At 47.4% G+C, this 19,619-nt stretch carries 17 protein-coding genes and 1 other RNA gene; 7 read left to right on the top strand and 11 right to left on the bottom strand.

Annotated elements, in window-relative coordinates:
* Positions 1–1,067: 1,067 nt before the first annotated feature.
* A complete protein-coding gene (locus tag VSQ32_02145) occupies positions 1,068–4,913 on the bottom strand; it encodes a phosphoribosylformylglycinamidine synthase (GenBank protein ID MEH2941680.1) in 3,846 nt (1,281 codons plus the stop codon).
* 202 nt (positions 4,914–5,115) lie between these two features.
* Here VSQ32_02145 and VSQ32_02140 point away from each other — a divergent pair, with 202 nt between their 5' ends.
* Together VSQ32_02140 and VSQ32_02135 are read left to right on the top strand one after the other, a co-directional pair.
* On the top strand, positions 5,116–6,021 hold the full coding sequence (locus tag VSQ32_02140; GenBank protein MEH2941679.1) for a LysR family transcriptional regulator: 906 nt from the start codon (positions 5,116–5,118) through the stop codon (positions 6,019–6,021).
* 150 nt (positions 6,022–6,171) lie between these two features.
* Entirely contained in the window at positions 6,172–6,543 is a 372-nt protein-coding gene (locus VSQ32_02135; GenBank protein ID MEH2941678.1) for a VOC family protein, read from the top strand.
* Positions 6,544–6,730: 187 nt separating this feature from the next.
* Here the strand turns inward: VSQ32_02135 and VSQ32_02130 are convergent, their stop codons facing one another.
* From VSQ32_02130 to VSQ32_02110, 5 genes are all read right to left on the bottom strand, one after another.
* Positions 6,731–7,078: a fibronectin type III domain-containing protein gene (locus VSQ32_02130; protein ID MEH2941677.1), complete on the bottom strand. Its 348-nt coding sequence runs from the start codon at positions 7,076–7,078 to the stop codon at positions 6,731–6,733.
* Positions 7,056–7,187, bottom strand: a complete 132-nt coding sequence (locus VSQ32_02125; protein ID MEH2941676.1) for a hypothetical protein — start codon at positions 7,185–7,187, stop codon at positions 7,056–7,058. Before VSQ32_02125 ends, VSQ32_02130 begins: the two co-directional genes overlap by 23 nt.
* 35 nt (positions 7,188–7,222) lie before the next feature.
* Positions 7,223–7,639: a hypothetical protein gene (locus VSQ32_02120; protein ID MEH2941675.1), complete on the bottom strand. Its 417-nt coding sequence runs from the start codon at positions 7,637–7,639 to the stop codon at positions 7,223–7,225.
* Positions 7,636–9,990 carry an ATP-dependent DNA helicase gene (locus VSQ32_02115; protein MEH2941674.1) on the bottom strand — a complete coding sequence of 785 codons (2,355 nt, stop codon included), beginning with the start codon at positions 9,988–9,990 and terminating at the stop codon, positions 7,636–7,638. Before VSQ32_02115 ends, VSQ32_02120 begins: the two co-directional genes overlap by 4 nt.
* A 605-nt stretch (positions 9,991–10,595) precedes the next feature.
* Positions 10,596–10,823: an HPr family phosphocarrier protein gene (locus VSQ32_02110; GenBank protein ID MEH2941673.1), complete on the bottom strand. Its 228-nt coding sequence runs from the start codon at positions 10,821–10,823 to the stop codon at positions 10,596–10,598.
* A 496-nt stretch (positions 10,824–11,319) separates the two neighbouring features.
* Here VSQ32_02110 and larB point away from each other — a divergent pair, with 496 nt between their 5' ends.
* Positions 11,320–12,081: a nickel pincer cofactor biosynthesis protein LarB gene (larB, locus tag VSQ32_02105; GenBank protein MEH2941672.1), complete on the top strand. Its 762-nt coding sequence runs from the start codon at positions 11,320–11,322 to the stop codon at positions 12,079–12,081.
* Positions 12,078–13,409, top strand: coding sequence for a nickel pincer cofactor biosynthesis protein LarC (gene larC / locus VSQ32_02100; protein ID MEH2941671.1), 1,332 nt, complete (start codon positions 12,078–12,080; stop codon positions 13,407–13,409). The genes larB and larC overlap by 4 nt, the downstream gene beginning before the upstream one ends.
* A 234-nt stretch (positions 13,410–13,643) precedes the next feature.
* Here the strand turns inward: larC and VSQ32_02095 are convergent, their stop codons facing one another.
* Complete coding sequence (locus VSQ32_02095; protein MEH2941670.1) at positions 13,644–14,282, bottom strand: hypothetical protein; 639 nt, start codon at positions 14,280–14,282, stop codon at positions 13,644–13,646.
* A 94-nt stretch (positions 14,283–14,376) separates the two neighbouring features.
* On the opposite strand from VSQ32_02095, the gene VSQ32_02090 reads away from it, so the two are divergent.
* On the top strand, positions 14,377–14,829 hold the full coding sequence (locus VSQ32_02090; GenBank protein ID MEH2941669.1) for a hypothetical protein: 453 nt from the start codon (positions 14,377–14,379) through the stop codon (positions 14,827–14,829).
* A gap of 42 nt (positions 14,830–14,871) precedes the next feature.
* On the opposite strand, the gene VSQ32_02085 is transcribed toward VSQ32_02090, so the two are convergent.
* A complete protein-coding gene (locus VSQ32_02085) occupies positions 14,872–15,246 on the bottom strand; it encodes a PH domain-containing protein (GenBank protein MEH2941668.1) in 375 nt (124 codons plus the stop codon).
* A gap of 155 nt (positions 15,247–15,401) precedes the next feature.
* Between VSQ32_02085 and pyrB the strand changes: the two genes are divergently transcribed.
* Entirely contained in the window at positions 15,402–16,322 is a 921-nt protein-coding gene (gene pyrB, locus VSQ32_02080; protein MEH2941667.1) for an aspartate carbamoyltransferase, read from the top strand.
* The gene (locus VSQ32_02075; GenBank protein MEH2941666.1) at positions 16,316–16,756 is read left to right on the top strand and encodes an aspartate carbamoyltransferase regulatory subunit; all 441 of its coding nucleotides are present in this window, start codon (positions 16,316–16,318) and stop codon (positions 16,754–16,756) included. The genes pyrB and VSQ32_02075 overlap by 7 nt, the downstream gene beginning before the upstream one ends.
* 126 nt (positions 16,757–16,882) lie before the next feature.
* Here VSQ32_02075 and VSQ32_02070 read toward each other — a convergent pair whose 3' ends face one another.
* The 3 genes from VSQ32_02070 to VSQ32_02060 all read right to left on the bottom strand — a co-directional run bounded on the left by VSQ32_02070 (position 16,883) and on the right by VSQ32_02060 (position 19,589).
* Complete coding sequence (locus VSQ32_02070) at positions 16,883–17,278, bottom strand: hypothetical protein (protein MEH2941665.1); 396 nt, start codon at positions 17,276–17,278, stop codon at positions 16,883–16,885.
* A gap of 224 nt (positions 17,279–17,502) precedes the next feature.
* Positions 17,503–17,851, bottom strand: an RNA gene (gene rnpB, locus VSQ32_02065) — RNase P RNA component class A.
* Positions 17,852–17,924: 73 nt separating this feature from the next.
* Entirely contained in the window at positions 17,925–19,589 is a 1,665-nt protein-coding gene (locus VSQ32_02060) for a nucleoside kinase (protein ID MEH2941664.1), read from the bottom strand.
* Between the last annotated feature and the right edge of the window lie 30 nt (positions 19,590–19,619).

Below are 19,619 nucleotides of genomic sequence, written 5' to 3'. Positions count from 1 at the left end.
AACTTTACCGGGGTTTGATAAATTCTGATATTATAATCCAGAGACTGTGTAAATTGCCGATCGGATTTTACCGAATTCTGCGCATATAAACTGATTCCTTTGAACAAATCATAAAAAGATTCAAATAACTTATCCTTTTCCTCTATTGTACATGCCTTTTCCATAATATTTTTTACCATATGCAAGGGCATAAGCAATGTTCGGAATACATAATCTGAAAAAGAAGTCGTTTCAAATCTCTGCAATACATTCAATGTCTGATACAAATCCTTCTTCAGATTGTGACAACGCACACAATCCGTACTATTAATTAATTTCATCTCACCAAATGCATTACGCAGCATACTGCTTAAACTTCCGGAATCCGCCTGCTTTTTATCTGATTTCGGCGCACTGGTAAATGTTTCATGTACCGCTTTTTCCCTCTGATTAGGATTTCCTATAATAGTGGTCACTCCTGTCAGGCAATTTTGATAAGTATAGCGTCATCCCAAAAACTTCCTTCCCAACTTCCGTCTTTCTCGCTCCGAAATCCATAGATTACCTGTTCCTGACACTTTCCTGTCATCAGGGTACTCCGTTCTACAAAATATTCCCATAACTTTTTTTAATCAATCGTTCCGTCTGAAAAAAGATTTTTCCCTACTGAAATACCGTCGTAATAACCATAAGAAAGATAGTCCCAGTCCTGATGAACCTCTCTTGACGGCGGAAGAAAATCATTGTGTAAAACAAATGGCCTGCAAATATTATACATATATACTACCCTCTTTATTGTACTTTATAAATTTGTCCTATGGCATAAAAAGAAAGGACCCTGTCTCAGAATAATAAGGGTCCTTTCCGTCAAATACTTCTTCTTATATAATCACCAAATGAATCGTAATTTTTTAACTTTGTTTCATCTTGTATGCATTTTTTGTTAAACTGTCAATTAAAACATATTTCGCCGCATTCTTTTTGTACATTATATGCAAATTTCCCTTCTGAATATACGTATTTTTTATATATTTTCCCGCTATACCCTTCTGTAATTTCCAACAATCATCGTTAATTTTCTGATTTTTTTATTTAAAATACGCCACGCCGCTCTCGAACAGCTTCATATCCTGTTCTCCATAGATATTCACTGCCACGCTTCTGCCCCGGCGTTCGGAATGAGCCATTTTACCCAGAACCCTGCCATCAGGGCTGGTAATTCCTTCAATGGCCATATAAGAACCGTTGATATTCCATTCTTCGTCCATGGTGGGCTGTCCTTTTTCATTCACATACTGGGTCGCCACCTGGCCGTTTGCGAACAGTCTGTCCAGCCATTCTTTCGGCGCAACAAAACGTCCTTCCCCGTGGGAAGCGGGGTTACAGTATATTTTTCCCGGTTCTGCCTGTGCCAGCCAGGGAGATTTGTCGGTCACTACTTTCGTATAGACCATTTTGGAAATGTGGCGTCCAATGGTATTATAGGTCAATGTGGGAGAATCTTCACTCTGCTGGCGGATTTCCCCGTAAGGCACAAGGCCCAGTTTCACCAGTGCCTGGAATCCGTTGCAGACACCCAGCATCAGGCCGTCCCGTTCCTGTAAAAGACGATTGACAGCTTCTGCCATTTTCGGATTACGGAAGGCATTGGCAAAAAATTTCGCGCTTCCCTCCGGCTCGTCCCCGGCAGAAAATCCCCCTGGGAACATGATAATCTGGGACTGCTCGATGGCTTCCACAAATTCATCCACGGACTCCCGGATATCCGTTCCGCTCAGGTTCCGGAACACTTTTACAATGGTGTCTGCTCCGGCCCGCTCAAAGGCTTTCGCACTGTCATACTCACAGTTTGTCCCTGGGAATACGGGAATGAACACGGTTGGCCTTGCCACTTTATGTCTGCACACATATACTTTATCCGTATGGAACAAATCTGTCCTGACTTCCTCTTTTTCTTTCACCGCAATGGTAGGGAATACGTTTTCCAGGGTGCCTGTCCAGGCCTCAATGGCTTCTTCCATGGAAATTTCCGTGGTTCCGTAAACAAATTTCTGCGAATCATTTACCTGGCCGATGATTCTGCAGTAAGACAGATGGCCGCAGCCGCCCTCCTCTGTTTCCGCTTTTGCCCAGGGCTCCATGACCTTCTCAATGGTTTCTGTCACAAAATCTGTTTTCTCCGCCGGAACTTCTGCAATAAGTTTTCCAAAATGAGGAGAAAACATACAGTCGCTGCACACATCGGATTCCATGGTAACGCCCAGCTTATTCCCAAAGGCCATTTTGCTCACTGCCGCCGCAATTCCTTTTCCGTCCAGGGCATAGGCGGATACAATGGCTTTCTGCTGAATTAATGTATGAATGGCCTCATACAGTTTCATAACCTGGCCATATACCGGCAAATCGTATTTATCTGTGGCAATTTTAAAAATCATCAGCTTATTGCCCGGCTGTTTCAGCTCCGGTGTGATAATATCCCCTTCTTTTGCCACATCCACCGCAAAAGAAACCAGGGTAGGCGGTACGTCAATCTCATTAAAAGTACCGGACATGGAATCTTTTCCTCCGATGGAAGGCAGTCCGAATCCAATCTGGGCGCTGTAGGCTCCCAGAAGGGCCGCAAAAGGCTGGCTCCAGCGGGATGGATGTTCGTTCATCCGGCGGAAATATTCCTGGAACGTAAAACGAATCTTCCGGTAATCGCCCCCTGCCGCCACAATCCTTGCCATGGATTCCAGTACGGCATACACTGCTCCGTGGTAGGGACTCCAGGAGGACAGCTCCGGGTCAAATCCGTAAGCCATCATGGTAACCGTATCGCAGTTCCCTTCCGCCACCGGAAGTTTTGCCACCATGCTCTGGGTCTCTGTCAGCTGATATGTTCCGCCGTAAGGCATAAATACGCTGCCCGCGCCGATGGAGCCGTCAAACATTTCCACCAGGCCTTTCTGGGAACATACATTGAGGTCGGAAAGGGTCGCAAGCCACGCCTTTTTCATATCGCCTTTTTTCAGAGCTTCCGCCACTTTGGGAATTTCTTTTTTCTCAAAGAAATTTTCCTCCTGTGAGGGAATATCCACTTTCACAGAGGTTTCCTGATGGGCCCCGTTGGTGTCCAGAAAAGCTCTGGAAATATTTACAATTTCCTTTCCTCTCCATTCCAGCACCAGCCGGGGTTCTTCTGTGACCACAGCCACTTCCACTGCTTCCAGATTTTCCTCTTTTGCCCAGGAAAGGAACTGCTCCTTATCTTCCGGGGCGATAACCACCGCCATACGCTCCTGGGACTCGGAAATTGCAATTTCCGTACCGTCCAGTCCCGCATATTTCTTCGGAACCTTATCCAGGCAGACACGCAGTCCGTCAGCCAGTTCGCCGATGGCCACCGATACGCCTCCTGCTCCGAAATCGTTGCACTTTTTGATGATATGGGCTACTTCCTCCCGGCGGAACAGACGCTGAATTTTCCGCTCTGTGGGTGGATTTCCTTTCTGCACTTCCGCGCCGCAGACTGCGGTGGATTCCGTATTGTGGGCTTTGGAGGAACCTGTGGCACCGCCGATTCCATCCCTTCCGGTACGTCCGCCCAGAAGGATAATTACATCACCGGGGTCGGAGGTAAGGCGCTGCACGGCACGCCTTGGGGCAGCCCCCATCACCGCACCGATTTCCATCCGTTTTGCCACGTAATCAGGATGATAAATTTCTTTTACATATCCCGTCGCCAGCCCAATCTGGTTCCCATAGGAACTGTAACCGTGAGCGGCTCCCCGCACCAGCTTTTTCTGAGGCAGTTTGCCTTCCAGGGTATCCCGCACCGATACGGTGGGATCCGCGGCTCCCGTTACCCGCATGGCCTGATAGACATAAGTACGCCCGGACAAAGGATCCCGGATAGCTCCTCCAAGACAGGTGGCCGCGCCGCCGAAAGGCTCAATTTCCGTGGGATGGTTGTGGGTTTCATTCTTGAAATTTACCAGCCATTCTTCTGTTTTCCCGTCCACTTCCACCGGAACCACAATGGAACAGGCGTTGATTTCGTCCGATTCTTCCTGGTCTTCCAGCTTTCCTTCTTTTTTCAGCCGTTTCATGGCCATCAGAGCAAGGTCCATCAGACAGACAAACTTATCCTCCCGGCCCTGGTACATTTCCTTATGGGTGTTCAGATAATCCTGGTAAGTCTCTTCCATGGGCTCCCGGTAAAATCCTTCTCCAAAGGCAACGTCTTTTAATTCTGTGGAAAAGGTGGTGTGACGGCAGTGGTCAGACCAGTAGGTATCCAGCACACGGATTTCCGTCATGGACGGATTTCTTTTTTCCTCTTTCTGAAAATAATTCTGAATGTGCCGGAAATCTTTAAAAGTCATGGCAAGTCCCAGAGAATCATAGAAATTCTTCAGTTCTGCTTCCGGCAACCCGGTAAATCCATCCAGAATCTTCACATCTTCCGGCTCCTCAAAGTCATCCGTCAGCGTTTCCGGCTTCTCCAGCCCGGTTTCTCTGGAATCCACCGGATTGATACAGTGGTTTTTGATGGCCTCAAGCTGCTCCGGGCTCACCTCGCCCTCAATCACATAGGTGGTGGCAGAACGGATAATGGGATGTTCCGTCTCATTTAACAGTTTCACGCACTGCTCTGCGGAATCCGCCCGCTGGTCATACTGTCCCGGCAGGTATTCCACGCTGAATACCTGGGCAGAACCGGCCTCAAATGCTTCCTCATATACATCATCCACCGGAGGCTCGGAAAATACCGTTGCAATAGCCTTCTGATACGTTTCCTCAGAAATATTCTCCACATCATAACGAATCAGCACCCGCACACCTGTCACAGAGCGAATGCCCAGATAGCTTCTGATTTCTGACTGGAGCTCCCTGGCCTGAATGGCAAAATCCGGTTTCTTTTCCACGAAAATTCGTCTTACGTTGCTCATTGGTTCCCTCCTTAATTTGTCCTGTTACCACACAGTATAACACGAAATGTATAATTAGTACAATTAATATATTTAATGCTATTTATATTTATTTCTTATTTATTTTTCTCCTATTGACATATTTATAATCCATACTTATAATAAAAGCAGATTTCACTTATAACATTGAAACATCCGGACTGTTACGAAGGGGGAACTGCCTGTGGACATTAATTATGAACTGTACAAGGTATTTTATCATGTGGCTTCCTCCCTCAGTTTTTCAGAGGCTTCCAGGAAACTGTTTATTTCCCAGTCCGCCGTCAGCCAGTCCATCAAGACGCTGGAAAAGAAACTGGAACAGCCTTTATTTATCCGCAGCACCAAAAGGGTTCAGCTTACCTCTGCGGGACAACTGTTATTGAAACACATTGAACCCGCCATCAACCTGATTGAGCGGGGCGAACAGCAGCTTACGGATTCCGGTACTCTGGGTCTTGGACAGCTTCATATCGGCGCCAGCGACACCATCTGCCGCTATTTCCTGGTGCCTTATCTGAAACAGTTCCATGAGAAATTTCCCCAGGTTCCCATCAAGGTGACAAATGCCACTTCCTTAAGCTGCGTGGATTTGCTCGCTCAGGGAAAGGTGGATTTGATTGTGAGCAATTATCCCAATTCCCGCATGGACAGTTCCTGTATCCGGAAAACTGTGGCTTCTTTCCGGGATGTGTTTATTGCAAATCCCGCCTGCTTTCCGCTGGAGCAGCAGGAAATTTCTTTTGCAGAATTAAACAAATACCCGATTTTAATGCTGGACCGGAAAAGTACCACCAGTGAATTTTTGCATAACCTGTTTTTACAGCACCAGCTGGAGTTGATTCCGGAAATGGAGTTAAGCAGCAACGATCTGCTGACTGACCTGGCCAAAATCGGTATCGGCATTGCTTTTATCCCCGATTACTGTCTCTCGGAACATATGACGGAACTTTACATTGTCCGGACCAGGGAGAAAATGCCCCCGCGCCGAATCACAGCGGCCGTCAATCCCGAACTTCCGGTTTCACCCTCCACAGAGGAATTTTTAAATCTGCTGCCAGAACTTAACGACCATATATCCGGCCTTTAAGGGCAGCAGTTCAGTCATAGCGTATGTTCAGCCTGAACATGGGCTGTGTCCGGACTGTTGCCTTTAAACCGGCTTCTGTAACCTGAGAGACAAAAGCCCTTTATCCGTTGCAGAAGTCCAATAACCATAATATATCAAGGAGGAATTGCTATGTCTTTTAAAATGGTTCATGAAAACTATAACGTACAGGATCTGGACAAATCCATCGCTTTCTATCAGGAAGCCTTCGGCCTGAAAGAAATCCGCCGCAATGAGGCTGCTGACGGCAGTTATATCATTGTATTTCTTTCTAACGAGGAAAGCACTTTCGATCTGGAGCTGACCTGGCTGAAAGAAAAAGAAGGCCCCTACGATCTGGGCGACTGCGAATTCCATCTGGCCTTCGAGACAGAAGACTATGACGCTGCCCATGCAAAGCATGAAGCCATGGGATGTATCTGCTTTGAAAATCCTGCCATGGGCATTTACTTTGTCACAGACCCGGACGGATACTGGCTGGAGGTTATTCCTGCGAAAAAATAAGGGGTTCGCGCCCTTTGACACAGGGGCACGGTTGCTTTAACGCGGCAATATATTTTCCGTCAGAACAGAAGAAGAGACGGCTGCAAACGGCAGCTTATTTACACTATATACATCAGGCTCCCTGGGGCCGAATGCCATATCCTGTATACAGCGGTTGCTTTGCGGCTGTCTCTCCCTTATCCTGATTTTATTCCGGCCCCTGTTTTACTCTGGCTTTCCCCGTCTCACTCCATCCTCTGTAATACAATCTGTTTCCGGACTTCTTCCAGCTTCGGATTCTCACATAATACACTTTCTTTTTCTTTAATTTCCGGATGGTTTTCTTCTCTTTGTTTCCGGAACGGAGTTCCAGGCTGACAGACTTTTTGAAATTCCCAGACCGGGAATACTGAAGCTGGTAACCGTCCGCTTTCCTGTTTCTTTTCCATGTTACCGTCAGTGTCCCTGGGGATTTGCTGTTTATCTTTGCCAGCTTCGGCATATACAACCGTACGGTTTTTCTGCCGGAATCATCATAACCGCTGCCCGCTTCCACTTCCCGCCGGGCGTCCTGCGGTATATATCATACCCGTCAGCGCCTGATACTTTTTCCATTTCAGCCGGATACCGGATTCCTGATTGGATACATGATACAGCTCTGGCATGTTCAGTTCTTCCTGATCTGTCACCGCCTGAACCGTTATTTTACAGGAAGCAGTCTTCCCGTTCCGGGTCTTTGCTGTAAAAATATTTGCCAGGGTAACCCCTTCCGGATAGCTGAATCCTGCGCAGCCGCTGCCTGCAGTCCCGTCATAGTGGTAATTATACTGATAATTTCCCGTCCGCTCCAATTCAAAAAAGTAAAATTTTTCAGACGGACAGAAGTATCTTCATAGGAAATCCAGATATATCCCTGATTTCCATGTTTTTCTCCCTTGTTGTCTTTGGCAAGCCAGGCTCCGTTGGCAGCGGGCCGGAAATTGCTGTTAAAATTCTCCCGCGGATAATTATCGTCCCAGCCCACCACATGGCCTGTTTTATTTTCCCTGCTGTAAAAAGCTCCCGTTTTGGGATTATAATAATTCCCTGTCAGTTCTCCGGAATTCCTTCGTTTCATACACTCCTCCTGTTCCAGAACGCTTCCACCGCATGGCGTACCCCGGAAAGGCGGACCGGCTGGTATGACTCCCACTCTCTTGGAAACAGAGACTGATATTCCCGCTGCTGAAAACGTTCGTCCAGCAGCAGAATAATGCCCCGGTCTTCTTCCGTGCGGATTACCCGCCCTGCCGCCTGCAGCACTTTATTCATACCGGGATACCGGAATGCATAGGCAAATCCCGCCTGTTCCCGTTCCTCATAAAACTGTTTCAGTATTTCCCGCTCGTTGCTGATTTGAGGCAGCCCCGTGCCCACAATCACCACGCCAATCAGGGATTCCCCTTTCAAATCAATGCCCTCTGCAAAAATCCCTCCCATTACGCAGAAGCCAATCAGGGTTTTCTCTCTTTTTTCCGAAAACAGTCTCAGAAATTCCTCCCGTTCCTGTTCTGTCATCCCGCTTTCCTGGCAGACACAGTCCAGCTCCTCCCGGATTCCTTCCCGCGCCTGAAACTTTTCCCATACCTGTTCCATCATTTTATAGGAAGGGAAAAAGACCATATAATTTCCGGTTTTCCCTCCGGAAGCCTCATAAATGTAATCTGCAATTTTCTGAAATTCCGATTCTGTTCTCCTGGTATATCTGCTGCTCACATCCGTGCCCACTGCCAGAAAATGCTGTTCCTGCTGAAAAGAGGTGCGGGCATACACCGCATAATTATCCTCTCTGGCGCTCAGCAGCTTCTTGTAATAGTTTATCGGCAGCAAAGTGGCGGAAAAAAAGATGGTACTGCGGCTTTTATCCAGACATTCCTGCAGATTTACCGCCGGATTCACACAGAACAGCTTCAGCTTAAAACTCCTGTCCGTCTCATGCTCCGTGTAAATCACATAATTTTCATCCAGCCGCTCATGCGTGTTCAGAAAATGCCGCAACTCCAGATAAAATTCCTGCACTTCCTTTTTCTCCGGAAATGCAATATCCTTTAAAAAGAATTCCTCCATTGCGGCCCCAAGCTGCATAAGGGAGAAAATCAGCGGGCTGATACTTTCCAGCGTCTCACAGTTTTCACACTCCCGTTTCATTGCCAGCAGATGTTTATTGCACCGCTCCAGCCCCCGGACGCATTTCAGGCTGTGGTTCTTTAAAATCTTTTTCACACGGAGAAAATCTTCCTTATACAGAACTGCGCTGTACATTTCTCTGGCCCGGTCCGCCAGATTATGGGCTTCATCCACCAGAAACAGGTATTCTCCTTTTACTCCTTCCGCAAAAAAGCGTTTCAGATAAACATTGGGGTCAAATACATAATTATAATCACAGATAATATCATCCACCCAGAGGGCCGTGTCCAGACACATTTCAAAGGGGCACACCTGAAATTCCTCCGCCTGACGTATCAGAATCTCCCTTGTAATTTCATATTCTTTCCGGAGCAAATCAAAAACTGCGTCGTTTACCCGGTCATAATGGCCCTTTGCACAGGGGCAATGCACCGGATTGCAGTCCATTTCCTCACAGAGGCAGAGCTTTTCCTTCGCAGTAATGGTGAGAATCCGTCCCCGGTACCCCAGGTTCCGCAGCAGCCCGAAGGCTTCTCCCGCCACAGTCCTGGTAATGGTTTTGGCTGTCAGATAGAAAATCTTGTCTGCCAGCCCTTCTCCCACAGCTTTCACCGCCGGAAATACCGTAGTGATGGTCTTGCCTGTTCCGGTAGGCGCCTGGATAAACAGTGTTTTCCTGCGGTGAATGGTACGATACACGTCGCCGGCCAGTTCCCTCTGCCCCTCCCGATAGGGGAAGGGAAATTCCAGCCCGGCAATGGATGTATTCCGTTCCAATCTGGCCTCATACTGAAATTCCGCCCATCTTCCATATGCACGAATCAGTTCTTCAAACCATTCCTCAAGTTCTTCCAGCGTGTAATGCTCCTGAAATCTGCGGATTTCCTCCGTATCCAGATTACAGTAGGTCATCTGAACAGAAATTTCCGGCAGTTCCTGTTCCGCAGCCACCATATAAGCATAGCATTTTGCCTGGGCCAGATGAACCGGAACCGGCCCTTCCATGAAATTCACATCCTGGTACACCCCTTTTATTTCATCAATGGTTACTTTTTCTTCCTCCGTAATTACACCGTCCGCCCGTCCTTCCAGAACCAGAATGTACCGCTCCCGCGCCAGTTCCGTTTTCAGAAAAACCTCCGGCTCATAGGAAGCGCCCATTCTCCTCTGGATTTTCCGGTGTATTCTGCTGCCCTCCTGCATGGCCTCTTTCTGCATGGCCCGGCCTTTTCGATTGTCAATATCGCCGGAACGCAGAATAAATTCCACAAGATTCCGTATCGAGATTTTTATTCGTTCCATCTGTTTTCTGTCCCTTCCTATATGCGCTGCTGACTGGACTTTCGGGTATTTTATTCCCGCGAGCAATGAGGAAAATAGCCATGCTTGCATGGCTATTTGACGAATGCCGCGAGGGGTGCTGTGTGCCAGTGGCACACGTTCAGCACCGACCGAAGCGAAGCGGAGACCAAATACCCCGTTGCTTGCAGCGGGGTATTTGATTGCCGGAGTAATATAAATATTATAGTATGACAGAAAAGGCTTTTGCAAGCGTAATTCCTGTAAAAAAGAATGCGCAGGCGCATTCTTCGCGCGCGAGCGGATTGCCTGGCAATAAATTTCATCTCCGCGAGCTGCGCATCCCGCCCGGAGAGCTCTATCTTATAGGAAATCCACATGCTTTAGTACTTCACAGTGGCACGATATTTCCTGTAAGAGAACAAAGTGGGCAAGCCCACTTCAACTCACCTGGCCCCCTCAATCCTGAGGGGCGCTGGACATCCTGTGGATGTCCGTTTAGCGCGGACCGAAGCGGAGCGTAGACCTGCAAAACAGGGCCGCCGCACCATGTTTCCCGGTACAGCAGCCCTGTTTCACCTGATTCTGTTCACATTGCGGAATGTTCCTTATGCTATGGCATACTTGCTCAGAACATTCTCAAAGGTAAGGTCTTCCCCGCCATATTTTACAGTCAGTTCCTTCTTCACTCCCAGGCCCATTACTCCCAGAATTGATTTGGCGTCAATTACCATGCGCTGGTCCGAAATATCTATATCAAAGTCACACATACCAGCAGCACGTACAAAATCACATACTTCATCTGCATCTGCCAATCTAATAACTTTTTCATTCATCATAGTTCTCATCCTTTCTGATTCTGCACTCTGGAACCGTCATCCATGTGCATTTACAAACACAGTTAAGTTCTTATCTGAACTTGTGGCAAATTATGCCACCTTTTTATCATTTTGTCAACTCCGTATTTTCCGTCTCTGCAGGTAATATTACTAAAAATATATAGCTTTTTTACTAATATTCTTTCGTTTTATCCATATTGTTATACCTGTCTCTGGTACTTTATGTCTGTTCTTTCTTTTTGACTTTGTATAAATTCCCATGATTTTCTATTATTTTATAAAAAAACTGGCATTTTTCACATTTTTTCAAATAATTCGGCGGACAGGCTCGTGACAGAAAATTTTTTATATTTTCCGGAAAAGTAACAGTTCAGCCATCGCCGAAATTATGGGCGAATCATGCCTGCATGAAGGTGATACCAGCTCTTCCTTGACTATTCTGTGATAAAATTCTATAATTATTCATAACTATTCAGACGGAGGTGAAGCTGCCATGGAATCAAAACATATACTGTCCGTTTTGCAGCAGGTGCAGGAAGGCACCCTGGACATCCATACTGCTTATGAAAAGTTAAAAATCAGCCCTTTCGAAGATTTGGGATATGCCAAAATTGACCATCACCGGAAAATCCGTCAGGGAACTCCGGAAGTGATTTACGGCGCCGGAAAGACAGCGGAACAGATGGAGGGTATCATCCATTCTCTGTTATCCCACTGTTCGGAAAATATTCTGATTACCCGGCTTTCCGAAGAATCTGCTTCTTACCTGTCCCTGCATTTTTCCCTTACTTATGATAAACTTTCCCGTATCGGAATCGTCAACCGCAGGGAATACCGCACTGCTTCCGGCACCATTCTGGTAGCTACCGGAGGCACCAGCGACATTCCGGTGGCAGAAGAAGCAGCCCTTACGGCAGAAGTACTGGGCAATCAGGTGGAACGCCTCTATGATGTGGGCGTTGCCGGAATCCACCGGCTGCTATCCCATGTGGACAGCATTTCCCAGGCCACCGTTATTGTTGCGGTTGCCGGAATGGAAGGAGCCCTTGCCAGCGTAATCGGAGGCTTAAGCGACTGTCCGGTCATCGCGGTTCCCACCAGTATCGGATACGGAGCCAATTTTCAGGGCCTGTCCGCACTGCTTTCCATGCTGAATTCCTGTGCCAGCGGCGTCAGCGTGGTAAATATCGACAATGGATTTGGTGCCGGCTATCTTGCCAGCATGATTAATCATACAGGAGGTAATCAGATATGAAAACACTTTTTATTGAATGCAACATGGGCGCTGCCGGAGATATGCTGATGGGCGCTCTCTATGAACTTTTACCGGAATCGGAACAGAACCGGTTTCTGGAAACCATGAACGGTCTTTTTCCGGACGAAATTATGCTTTCCGCCAGCCCTTCCGAGAAATGCGGAATCTGGGGCACGAAAATGAACGTGGTAATTCTGGGACAGACGGAGGAAGAACTCCTCTCTCAGGAAGACCGCCATTCTCATCCGGAAGACGTCCAGCACCGCAGCCTTCACACCACTTATCCGGAAATGCTGGCCAAAATTGACAGCCTGCCCCTTTCCTCTTCCGTAAAAGAACACACAAAGGCTGTGTACACTTTGCTTGGAAATGCGGAAAGCACTGCCCATCACACAGATATTTCCCAGATTCATTTTCATGAAGTGGGAACACTGGACGCACTGATGGACGTTACAGGCTGCTGCCTTTTACTGGAACTTCTGAATCCGGAGCAGATTATCGCCTCTCCCGTTCATGTGGGAAGCGGCAGCGTCCGCTGTGCCCACGGGATTCTTCCGGTTCCTGCCCCGGCCACTGCGGAAATTCTGCGTGATGTTCCCATTTACTGCGGCACCATTGAGGGCGAACTGTGCACCCCCACCGGCGCCGCCCTGTTAAAACATTTTGCCAGCCAGTTCATTACCATGCCTCCCATGTCTGTGGAAAAGACAGGCTACGGCATGGGCGCCGGAGATTTTCCCTCCGCCAACTGCCTGCGGGTATTCCAGGGAAACATGAACCTGTTTCCGGTTCCCTCTCCCAGACAGCTTCCCGATTCTTACAGCTCCAGACCCCTGGCCCGGTTTACGGAAGAAGAAACGCACCCGGATTTTTATACGGAACAGTTCCACAACCTTGACCAGATTCTGGAACTTTCCTGTAATCTGGACGATATGACGCCGGAAGCAATTTCCTATGCAGTCAGCCTTCTGATGGACGCGGGAGCACTGGATGTTTTCACCACTTCCGTGCATATGAAGAAAAACCGCCCCGGACTTCTGCTGACCTGCCTGTGCAATCTGGAAGAAGAAAGCCGTTTCAGCAGACTGATACTGACCCATACCACCACAAGAGGCATTCGTATCCAGCCCTGCTACCGCAGAACACTGGAGGCCCAGTTCCGTAAAGTCCGCACCCCCTACGGAGAAATTACAGTCAAAATCAGCACCGGATACGGCATCAGCAAATACAAACCGGAATATGAAGATGTGGCTGCCGCCGCCAAACAGTGCAAAGTGCCCTTTTCCAGAGTATACGAGGCCGCCATGGACGCCTGCGGACATATGTAACAAAGATTTTCCTGTAAAAATCGGGCAGAGGAGGTTCCTCTTTCCCTGCTCGCCGCGCGGACCGAAACGGAGTGTAGAAGACCCTGCGCATAATGGTTTTATCTTATAGGAAGACACTTTCACACTTTAGCATGACAAGGTCTTTCCTGTAAGATAAAAAGAAACCCCGGAGAGTAATCCATCTGGATAGCCCTCCGGGGTATGTATTTCCTGATTTTAAATTTTCTGTCTCAATTATGGGGTCATGGAAGCTGCATCCGTATCAAACAGGCTTTCCTGTAATTTTACGATATCATCTTCGTTGGGTGTCCACACATTGTTCACCAGTTCTACACGTACCGTTACGGTTTCTGCATCTTCGTAAGTAACGTTTGGCAGTGTCTCTTTAAATGCATCTGCCAGCATGGTTACAATCGCTTCATTCAGTGCGGCTTCATCTTCGGTATCTCCGTCATATGCTTCTGCTGCAGCATAGAAACTCTCCATGGTAGGCCCGAAAATATTCATCTTCTCGCATTTTACTTCCACTTCATATGTCTTGCTGTCTTTCTTGTTCGCATCGCCCACAGTATACTTCACATTCTTGTATACGTCTTCCAGAACTGTCCGGAACTCTGCTTCCAGGTCTTCCGGAACTGACATTCCTGTCGTAATTGACGCCATCTCCGTATCAATTCCTTCGGTATAGAGCTTTTCTGCTTCTTCTTTGGTACCCACTTTTTCTTTTACAAAAGCCTCTGAATCGTTTTTGTAGGAATTGTCCAACAAAGCCTTCACATACTGGCTGGCATCAAAAGAGCCGCCGCATCCGCCTAACATCGCTGCTACCAGCATTGCTGCCAGCAGAACCATTACTTTTTTCATTTTCCTCATAATATTACTCCTTTTCGTAAATTTAGCTACATTACTATAATAATCGCTTTTCCCCTGTCCGTCAATCATTTTTTCATCAAAAAATTCAGTCAATATGCATAATATGCCAAATATCGGACATACTGTGATTATGAAACGGAATTTTTTACTTTGTGGATTAACCGGATGGTGTCTGGAAATACTGTTTACTTCTTTTGACTCCTTCCGAAAACGCGAACTGCAGCTTATGGGGCAAACCTCCCTGTGGATGTTCCCTATTTACGGCATGACAGCATGTTTCAGGCCCTTCTGCCGCCTGCTGAAACACTGTTCCCCTGTGATTCGGGGAGCATTTTATTCATGCCTTATTTTTCTTGGAGAATACGTGAGCGGAAGTATTTTGAAAAAATACCGGATGTGCCCCTGGGACTACAGCGGCGCAAAAACCAGTATAAACGGAGTAATCCGCCTGGACTACGCCCCTTACTGGATGATTGCCGGGCTTATTTTTGAAAAGCTCCTGATTCGTACTTCCGAAACATCCGGCAAATCTCTCCGGAATACCTGACTGACGGGCAGCAGGCAAATCTGCCGGATTTCCGGAAAAGCCTTATACTTCTTCCATATCTGAAATGCCGATGTCCAGCGTATTCATGGTTCTCCGCTTCTGTCTGGCCTCCTCTGCCGCCTCCAGAATAAAATCTTTGATTTCCCTGGCGTTTTTGATATGGGTCAGGGAAATCTGAGGATGCGTTACGTCACCGGTATAACATACAACCGTAGCCAGGCCGAAGATACGCTCCATCAGTGTGGTGGTCAGTTTTACATCCTGCACCTTATACATGTAACAGTAATTCTCCTCTGTCCGAAGCAGCCCTGTGTTGATGGTCAGAATTTCCTGGCCAATGGTGTATTTCGTAAAGGTCCATGGAAGCCCGAAAAACAAAACCCTCTTTTTTTCCTGATATTCTCTGTTCTCGCTCATAAAACACCTCTTTTATTTCTGTTCATCAATTTTCTGATTTACGCTGTTATTCCAATTGTACTATACTTTTCTTTTCTCTGCAATTTTTATCTTGAAATTTATAATCTTCTGTTATATGATAGTAAAAATCATTGTTAAAAATCAGGAGGAAAACTATGCAGCATTTAATGAGCCCGCTGGATTTGTCTGTGGAAGAACTGGACCGATTGCTTACACTGGCAAATGATATTGAACGAAATCCCGGCAAATATGCCCATGCATGTGAGGGCAAAAAACTTGCAACCTGCTTCTATGAACCCAGTACCAGGACAAGACTCAGCTTTGAGGCTGCCATGCTGAATCTGGGCGGAAGCGTCCTTGGCTTTTCCAGTGCGGACAGCAGCTCTGCTTCCAAAGGGGAAAGTGTTTCCGATACCATTCGCGTCATTTCCTGCTACGCAGACATATGCGCCATGCGCCATCCCAAAGAGGGAGCACCTCTGGTTGCTTCTCAGAAATCCGGAATTCCCGTCATCAACGCCGGAGACGGCGGGCATCAGCATCCCACCCAGACCCTTACCGACCTGCTTACCATCCGTTCCCTGAAAGGGCGTCTTGATAATCTCACCATTGGACTTTGCGGAGATCTGAAATTCGGACGTACGGTTCACTCCCTCATCCATGCTCTGATTCGTTATCCGCATATCCGGTTCATTCTGATTTCACCGGAAGAACTGCGTGTTCCCGGCTATATCCGGGAGGATGTGCTGAAAAAGAACAATATTTCTTTCCAGGAAGTGGAACGTCTGGAAGACGCCATGGGCGAGCTGGACATCCTGTATATGACACGGGTACAGCGGGAACGTTTCTTCAACGAAGAAGATTATGTGCGGATGAAAGATTTCTATATTCTGGACAAAAAGAAAATGACTCTGGCCAAAGACGATATGATTGTCATGCATCCCCTGCCCAGGGTAAATGAAATTTCCGTGGACGTGGACGACGATCCGAGAGCCGCTTATTTCCGGCAGGCTCAGTATGGAGTCTATGTGCGGATGGCTCTGATTCTTACATTACTGGAGGTGAAAGTATGCTGAACGTAGGCGCCCTTACAGAGGGATTTGTATTAGACCATATTCAGGCTGGCTGCAGCCTGTCCATTTACCATGACCTGAAGCTGGACCAGCTTGACTGCTGCGTCGCCATTATCAAAAACGCCCGCAGCAACAAAATGGGGAAAAAAGATATCTTGAAAGTGGAATGTGATATCGACACGCTGGATTTGGATGTACTTGGTTTTATCGACCACAATATCACGGTCAACATTATCAAGGGTGAAAAGATTGTGGAAAAGCGGGAGCTTCATCTTCCAAAAGAAATTAAAAATATCGTACGCTGCAGGAATCCGCGCTGTATCACTTCCATTGAACAGGAACTGGATCAGATTTTTGTGCTGACCGACCCTGCTACGGAAACTTACCGCTGCAAATACTGTGAAGAAAAATATGAAGGACACAAGCGTGTAAGATAGCAGCTTCCGCCGCCCTGTTATACAGTTATACATTATAGGGATAAGACCGTGCGGTCCGAATATTTTAATGCTCAGGATGTCAAAAGGTACTTCTGACACCCTGAGCATGTAATGTATATCATGGCTTCAACTCTTTTTAATAAATTCTGTTTTACATTTCGGACAGGTAATACAAATCTTCCCCTTTCCCTTCGGCACCCTTACTTTCTGCCTGCAGGAAGGACACTTGTAAAAATGGTAAATTTTCCTCTGCTGCGCCTGCTCTTTTCTCCGGTTCTTCTTCACTGCCAGCCCGTAACGCCAGTTCAGAAATTTCTGATTTTCCTGATACCGCTTCTCCACTTTTCTGGACAGCATACGGTAATATTCATACCCCATCAGCCCCAGAGCCAGTACATAAAAAATATTCCACCGGGAAAACAGGGAAATAATCAGAAATACCATGGAAATTCCCAGGTATACCTGTCCAAGCTGGTCTGCTCCATATCGTCCTGCCATAAAATGCTGCATCTTTTGTCTCATATGCTCAACTCCTGTCTTTCTTTCCGTTGCAGTTAATGGTAGCGCAGAACTTCCGGGAAGTCAATGGAGTTATTTTCTTTTAAGAATTTTTTATACTTTGTTAATTCCTGGTATTATGTGGGAACAAAGAATGCGCAAGCGCATTCTTCGCGCGCGAGCGGATTGCCTGGCAATAAATTTCCTCTCCGCGAGCTGCACATAAAAACCCCCGCAGCTTCGCTGCGGGGGCAGGCAGGGCTGTAAGCCGGGTTATGTCGTGGATAATCATCTATCTGGTCTGACTGTCACCAGTCAGCTCAAGCGACCTACCTGAAGCTGGCGGGCCGCGTCAACGCTTCTGTTCGGTCTTGCTTCGGATGGGGTTTACATGTGCCCCGGCTGTTGCCAGCCGGGCGGTAGTCTCTTACACTGCCCTTCCACCCTTACTGTCAGTTCTGACAGCGGTACATTTCTGTTGCACTGTCCCTGGAGTTGCCTCCGCCGGCCGTTAACCGGCATCCTGCCCTGTGAAGCCCGGACTTTCCTCACCTGCGGTCTTTCGACACCTGCAGCCGCGATTATCCACCCTGCCTGTTTTTCTCAGTTATCCTAACATATCTGACGGTGGAAAGCAAGGCTTTCCATATGAACTTTATACAGCCCCTCCTCAGACATTAAAACAGCTTCCTCCGATAAATTCCCTTAAAATCGAATTTTTCGCAATATCCTCGCTGGGTACCGGCAGGAAATAATCCAGAAATTTCAGAAGGCGCTTTGCCTCCATATATTCCGGACAGTCCTTGCCAATCTGAAACAGCAGAGGCTCCGCATACTGTTTCAGTACGGCCAGCTCGTAAATCAGCGCCGAATTGAACATAATATCCGCCTCATCCTGGAAAGGAAAAATATACTGTTCCTCTCCTCTGCGCACAGAACCCCACATGGCAATGGTTTCTTTTGCGGAAATATTTCTGGTTCTGGCGTCCCTGACCATCCGGCGTATCATTCTCCCGTCTGTGGTAGGCAGACTGTTATGTTCGTCAATATTAAGCTGTGTCAGGGCGCTGATATATATTTTCAGTTTACTGGATTCCGGAAGGGAATAAGACAGCTTGCCGTTCAGTCCGTGAATGCCTTCCAGCACCAGAATATCATTCTTTCCAAGTTCCTTGAAAATCCCTTTATATTCTCTTTTTCCGGTACGGAAATTATATGTAGGAAGTTCGATTCGCTGTCCCTCCAGCAATGCGGACATATCACGATTGAACAGCTCAATGTCCAGCGCCTCCAGGCACTCGAAATTATAATTTCCGTTTTCATCTTTGGGAGTGTCTACCCGGTCCACATAATAATCATCCAGTGCAATGGGATGGGGCTTCAGTCCCTGGGCCATCAGCTGAATGGAAAGCCGATGGGAAAAAGTAGTTTTTCCGGAGGAGGAAGGCCCTGCAATCATAATAAATTTCTTATCCGGCTGAGAGGCAATCTGTTCTGCCAGCGTACCGATTTTGCGCTCCATCAGCGCTTCCGCCACAAGAATCACATCCCGGATTCTTCCCTGGGCAACTGCGTCATTCAGGGCTCCTATGGTGCCTATGTCCATTTTCCTGCCCCAGTCCGCCGATTCCTTCAATACGTGAAACAGTTTGTGAGAAGGAGAAAATTCTGCCGCTTCCCGTGTATTTTTATCAGGAAACAGCACCACAAATCCTTCTTCATACCGTTTCAGCTCGAAATATTTCAGATAGCCGGTATCTGGTACCATGTATCCGTAAAAATAATCCTTGTAATTGCCGATACTGTATATGTTTACCCTGGAACTTCTGCGGTAGGCAAACAGACGCTCCTTATCGTGCATTTCCAAATCCCGGAACAGCGCTACCGCGTCGTCGGTGGAAATACTTTCCTTCCGGAGAGGAATCTCCTGCCCCGCCAGAGCTCTCATTTCTTTTCCCAGCCGTTCCAGATACATCTCGTCAGGAGTTTCCCCTGTTAATTCGCAGTAATATCCCTGGCTGATAGAATGGGATACCGTCACCGTCACATGCTTTTTATCTTCTCTGGCAAGATTGTACACCGCCCGCTGCATCAGAAATGTTACGCTTCTGCGGTAGGCCTTTCTTCCTGCCCGGTCTCTGGTGGTCACAAAGAACAGCTCCCCGTCTGATTTCACCTTCCGGTTCAGCTCCCGCAGACGGTTATTAAACAGTACCAGTACAATATCGTCTTCATACTGTTCCTGATATGCCTCTGCAATCTCCCGATAAGGCGTCCCCTTTTTATACTGTTTTTCCTCCCCGTTGATTCGAATACGATATATGGTTTCCTCCATCCTGCTCTACCTTCTTTCTCCCGTCCTGCA

The sequence above is a fragment of the Lachnospiraceae bacterium JLR.KK002 genome (assembly GCA_036941025.1).
Taxonomy (GTDB): Bacteria; Bacillota; Clostridia; order Lachnospirales; family Lachnospiraceae; genus Petralouisia.
The sequence above is the reverse complement of the archived record's forward strand: the minus strand, read 5'-3'. Positions and strand labels throughout refer to the sequence as shown.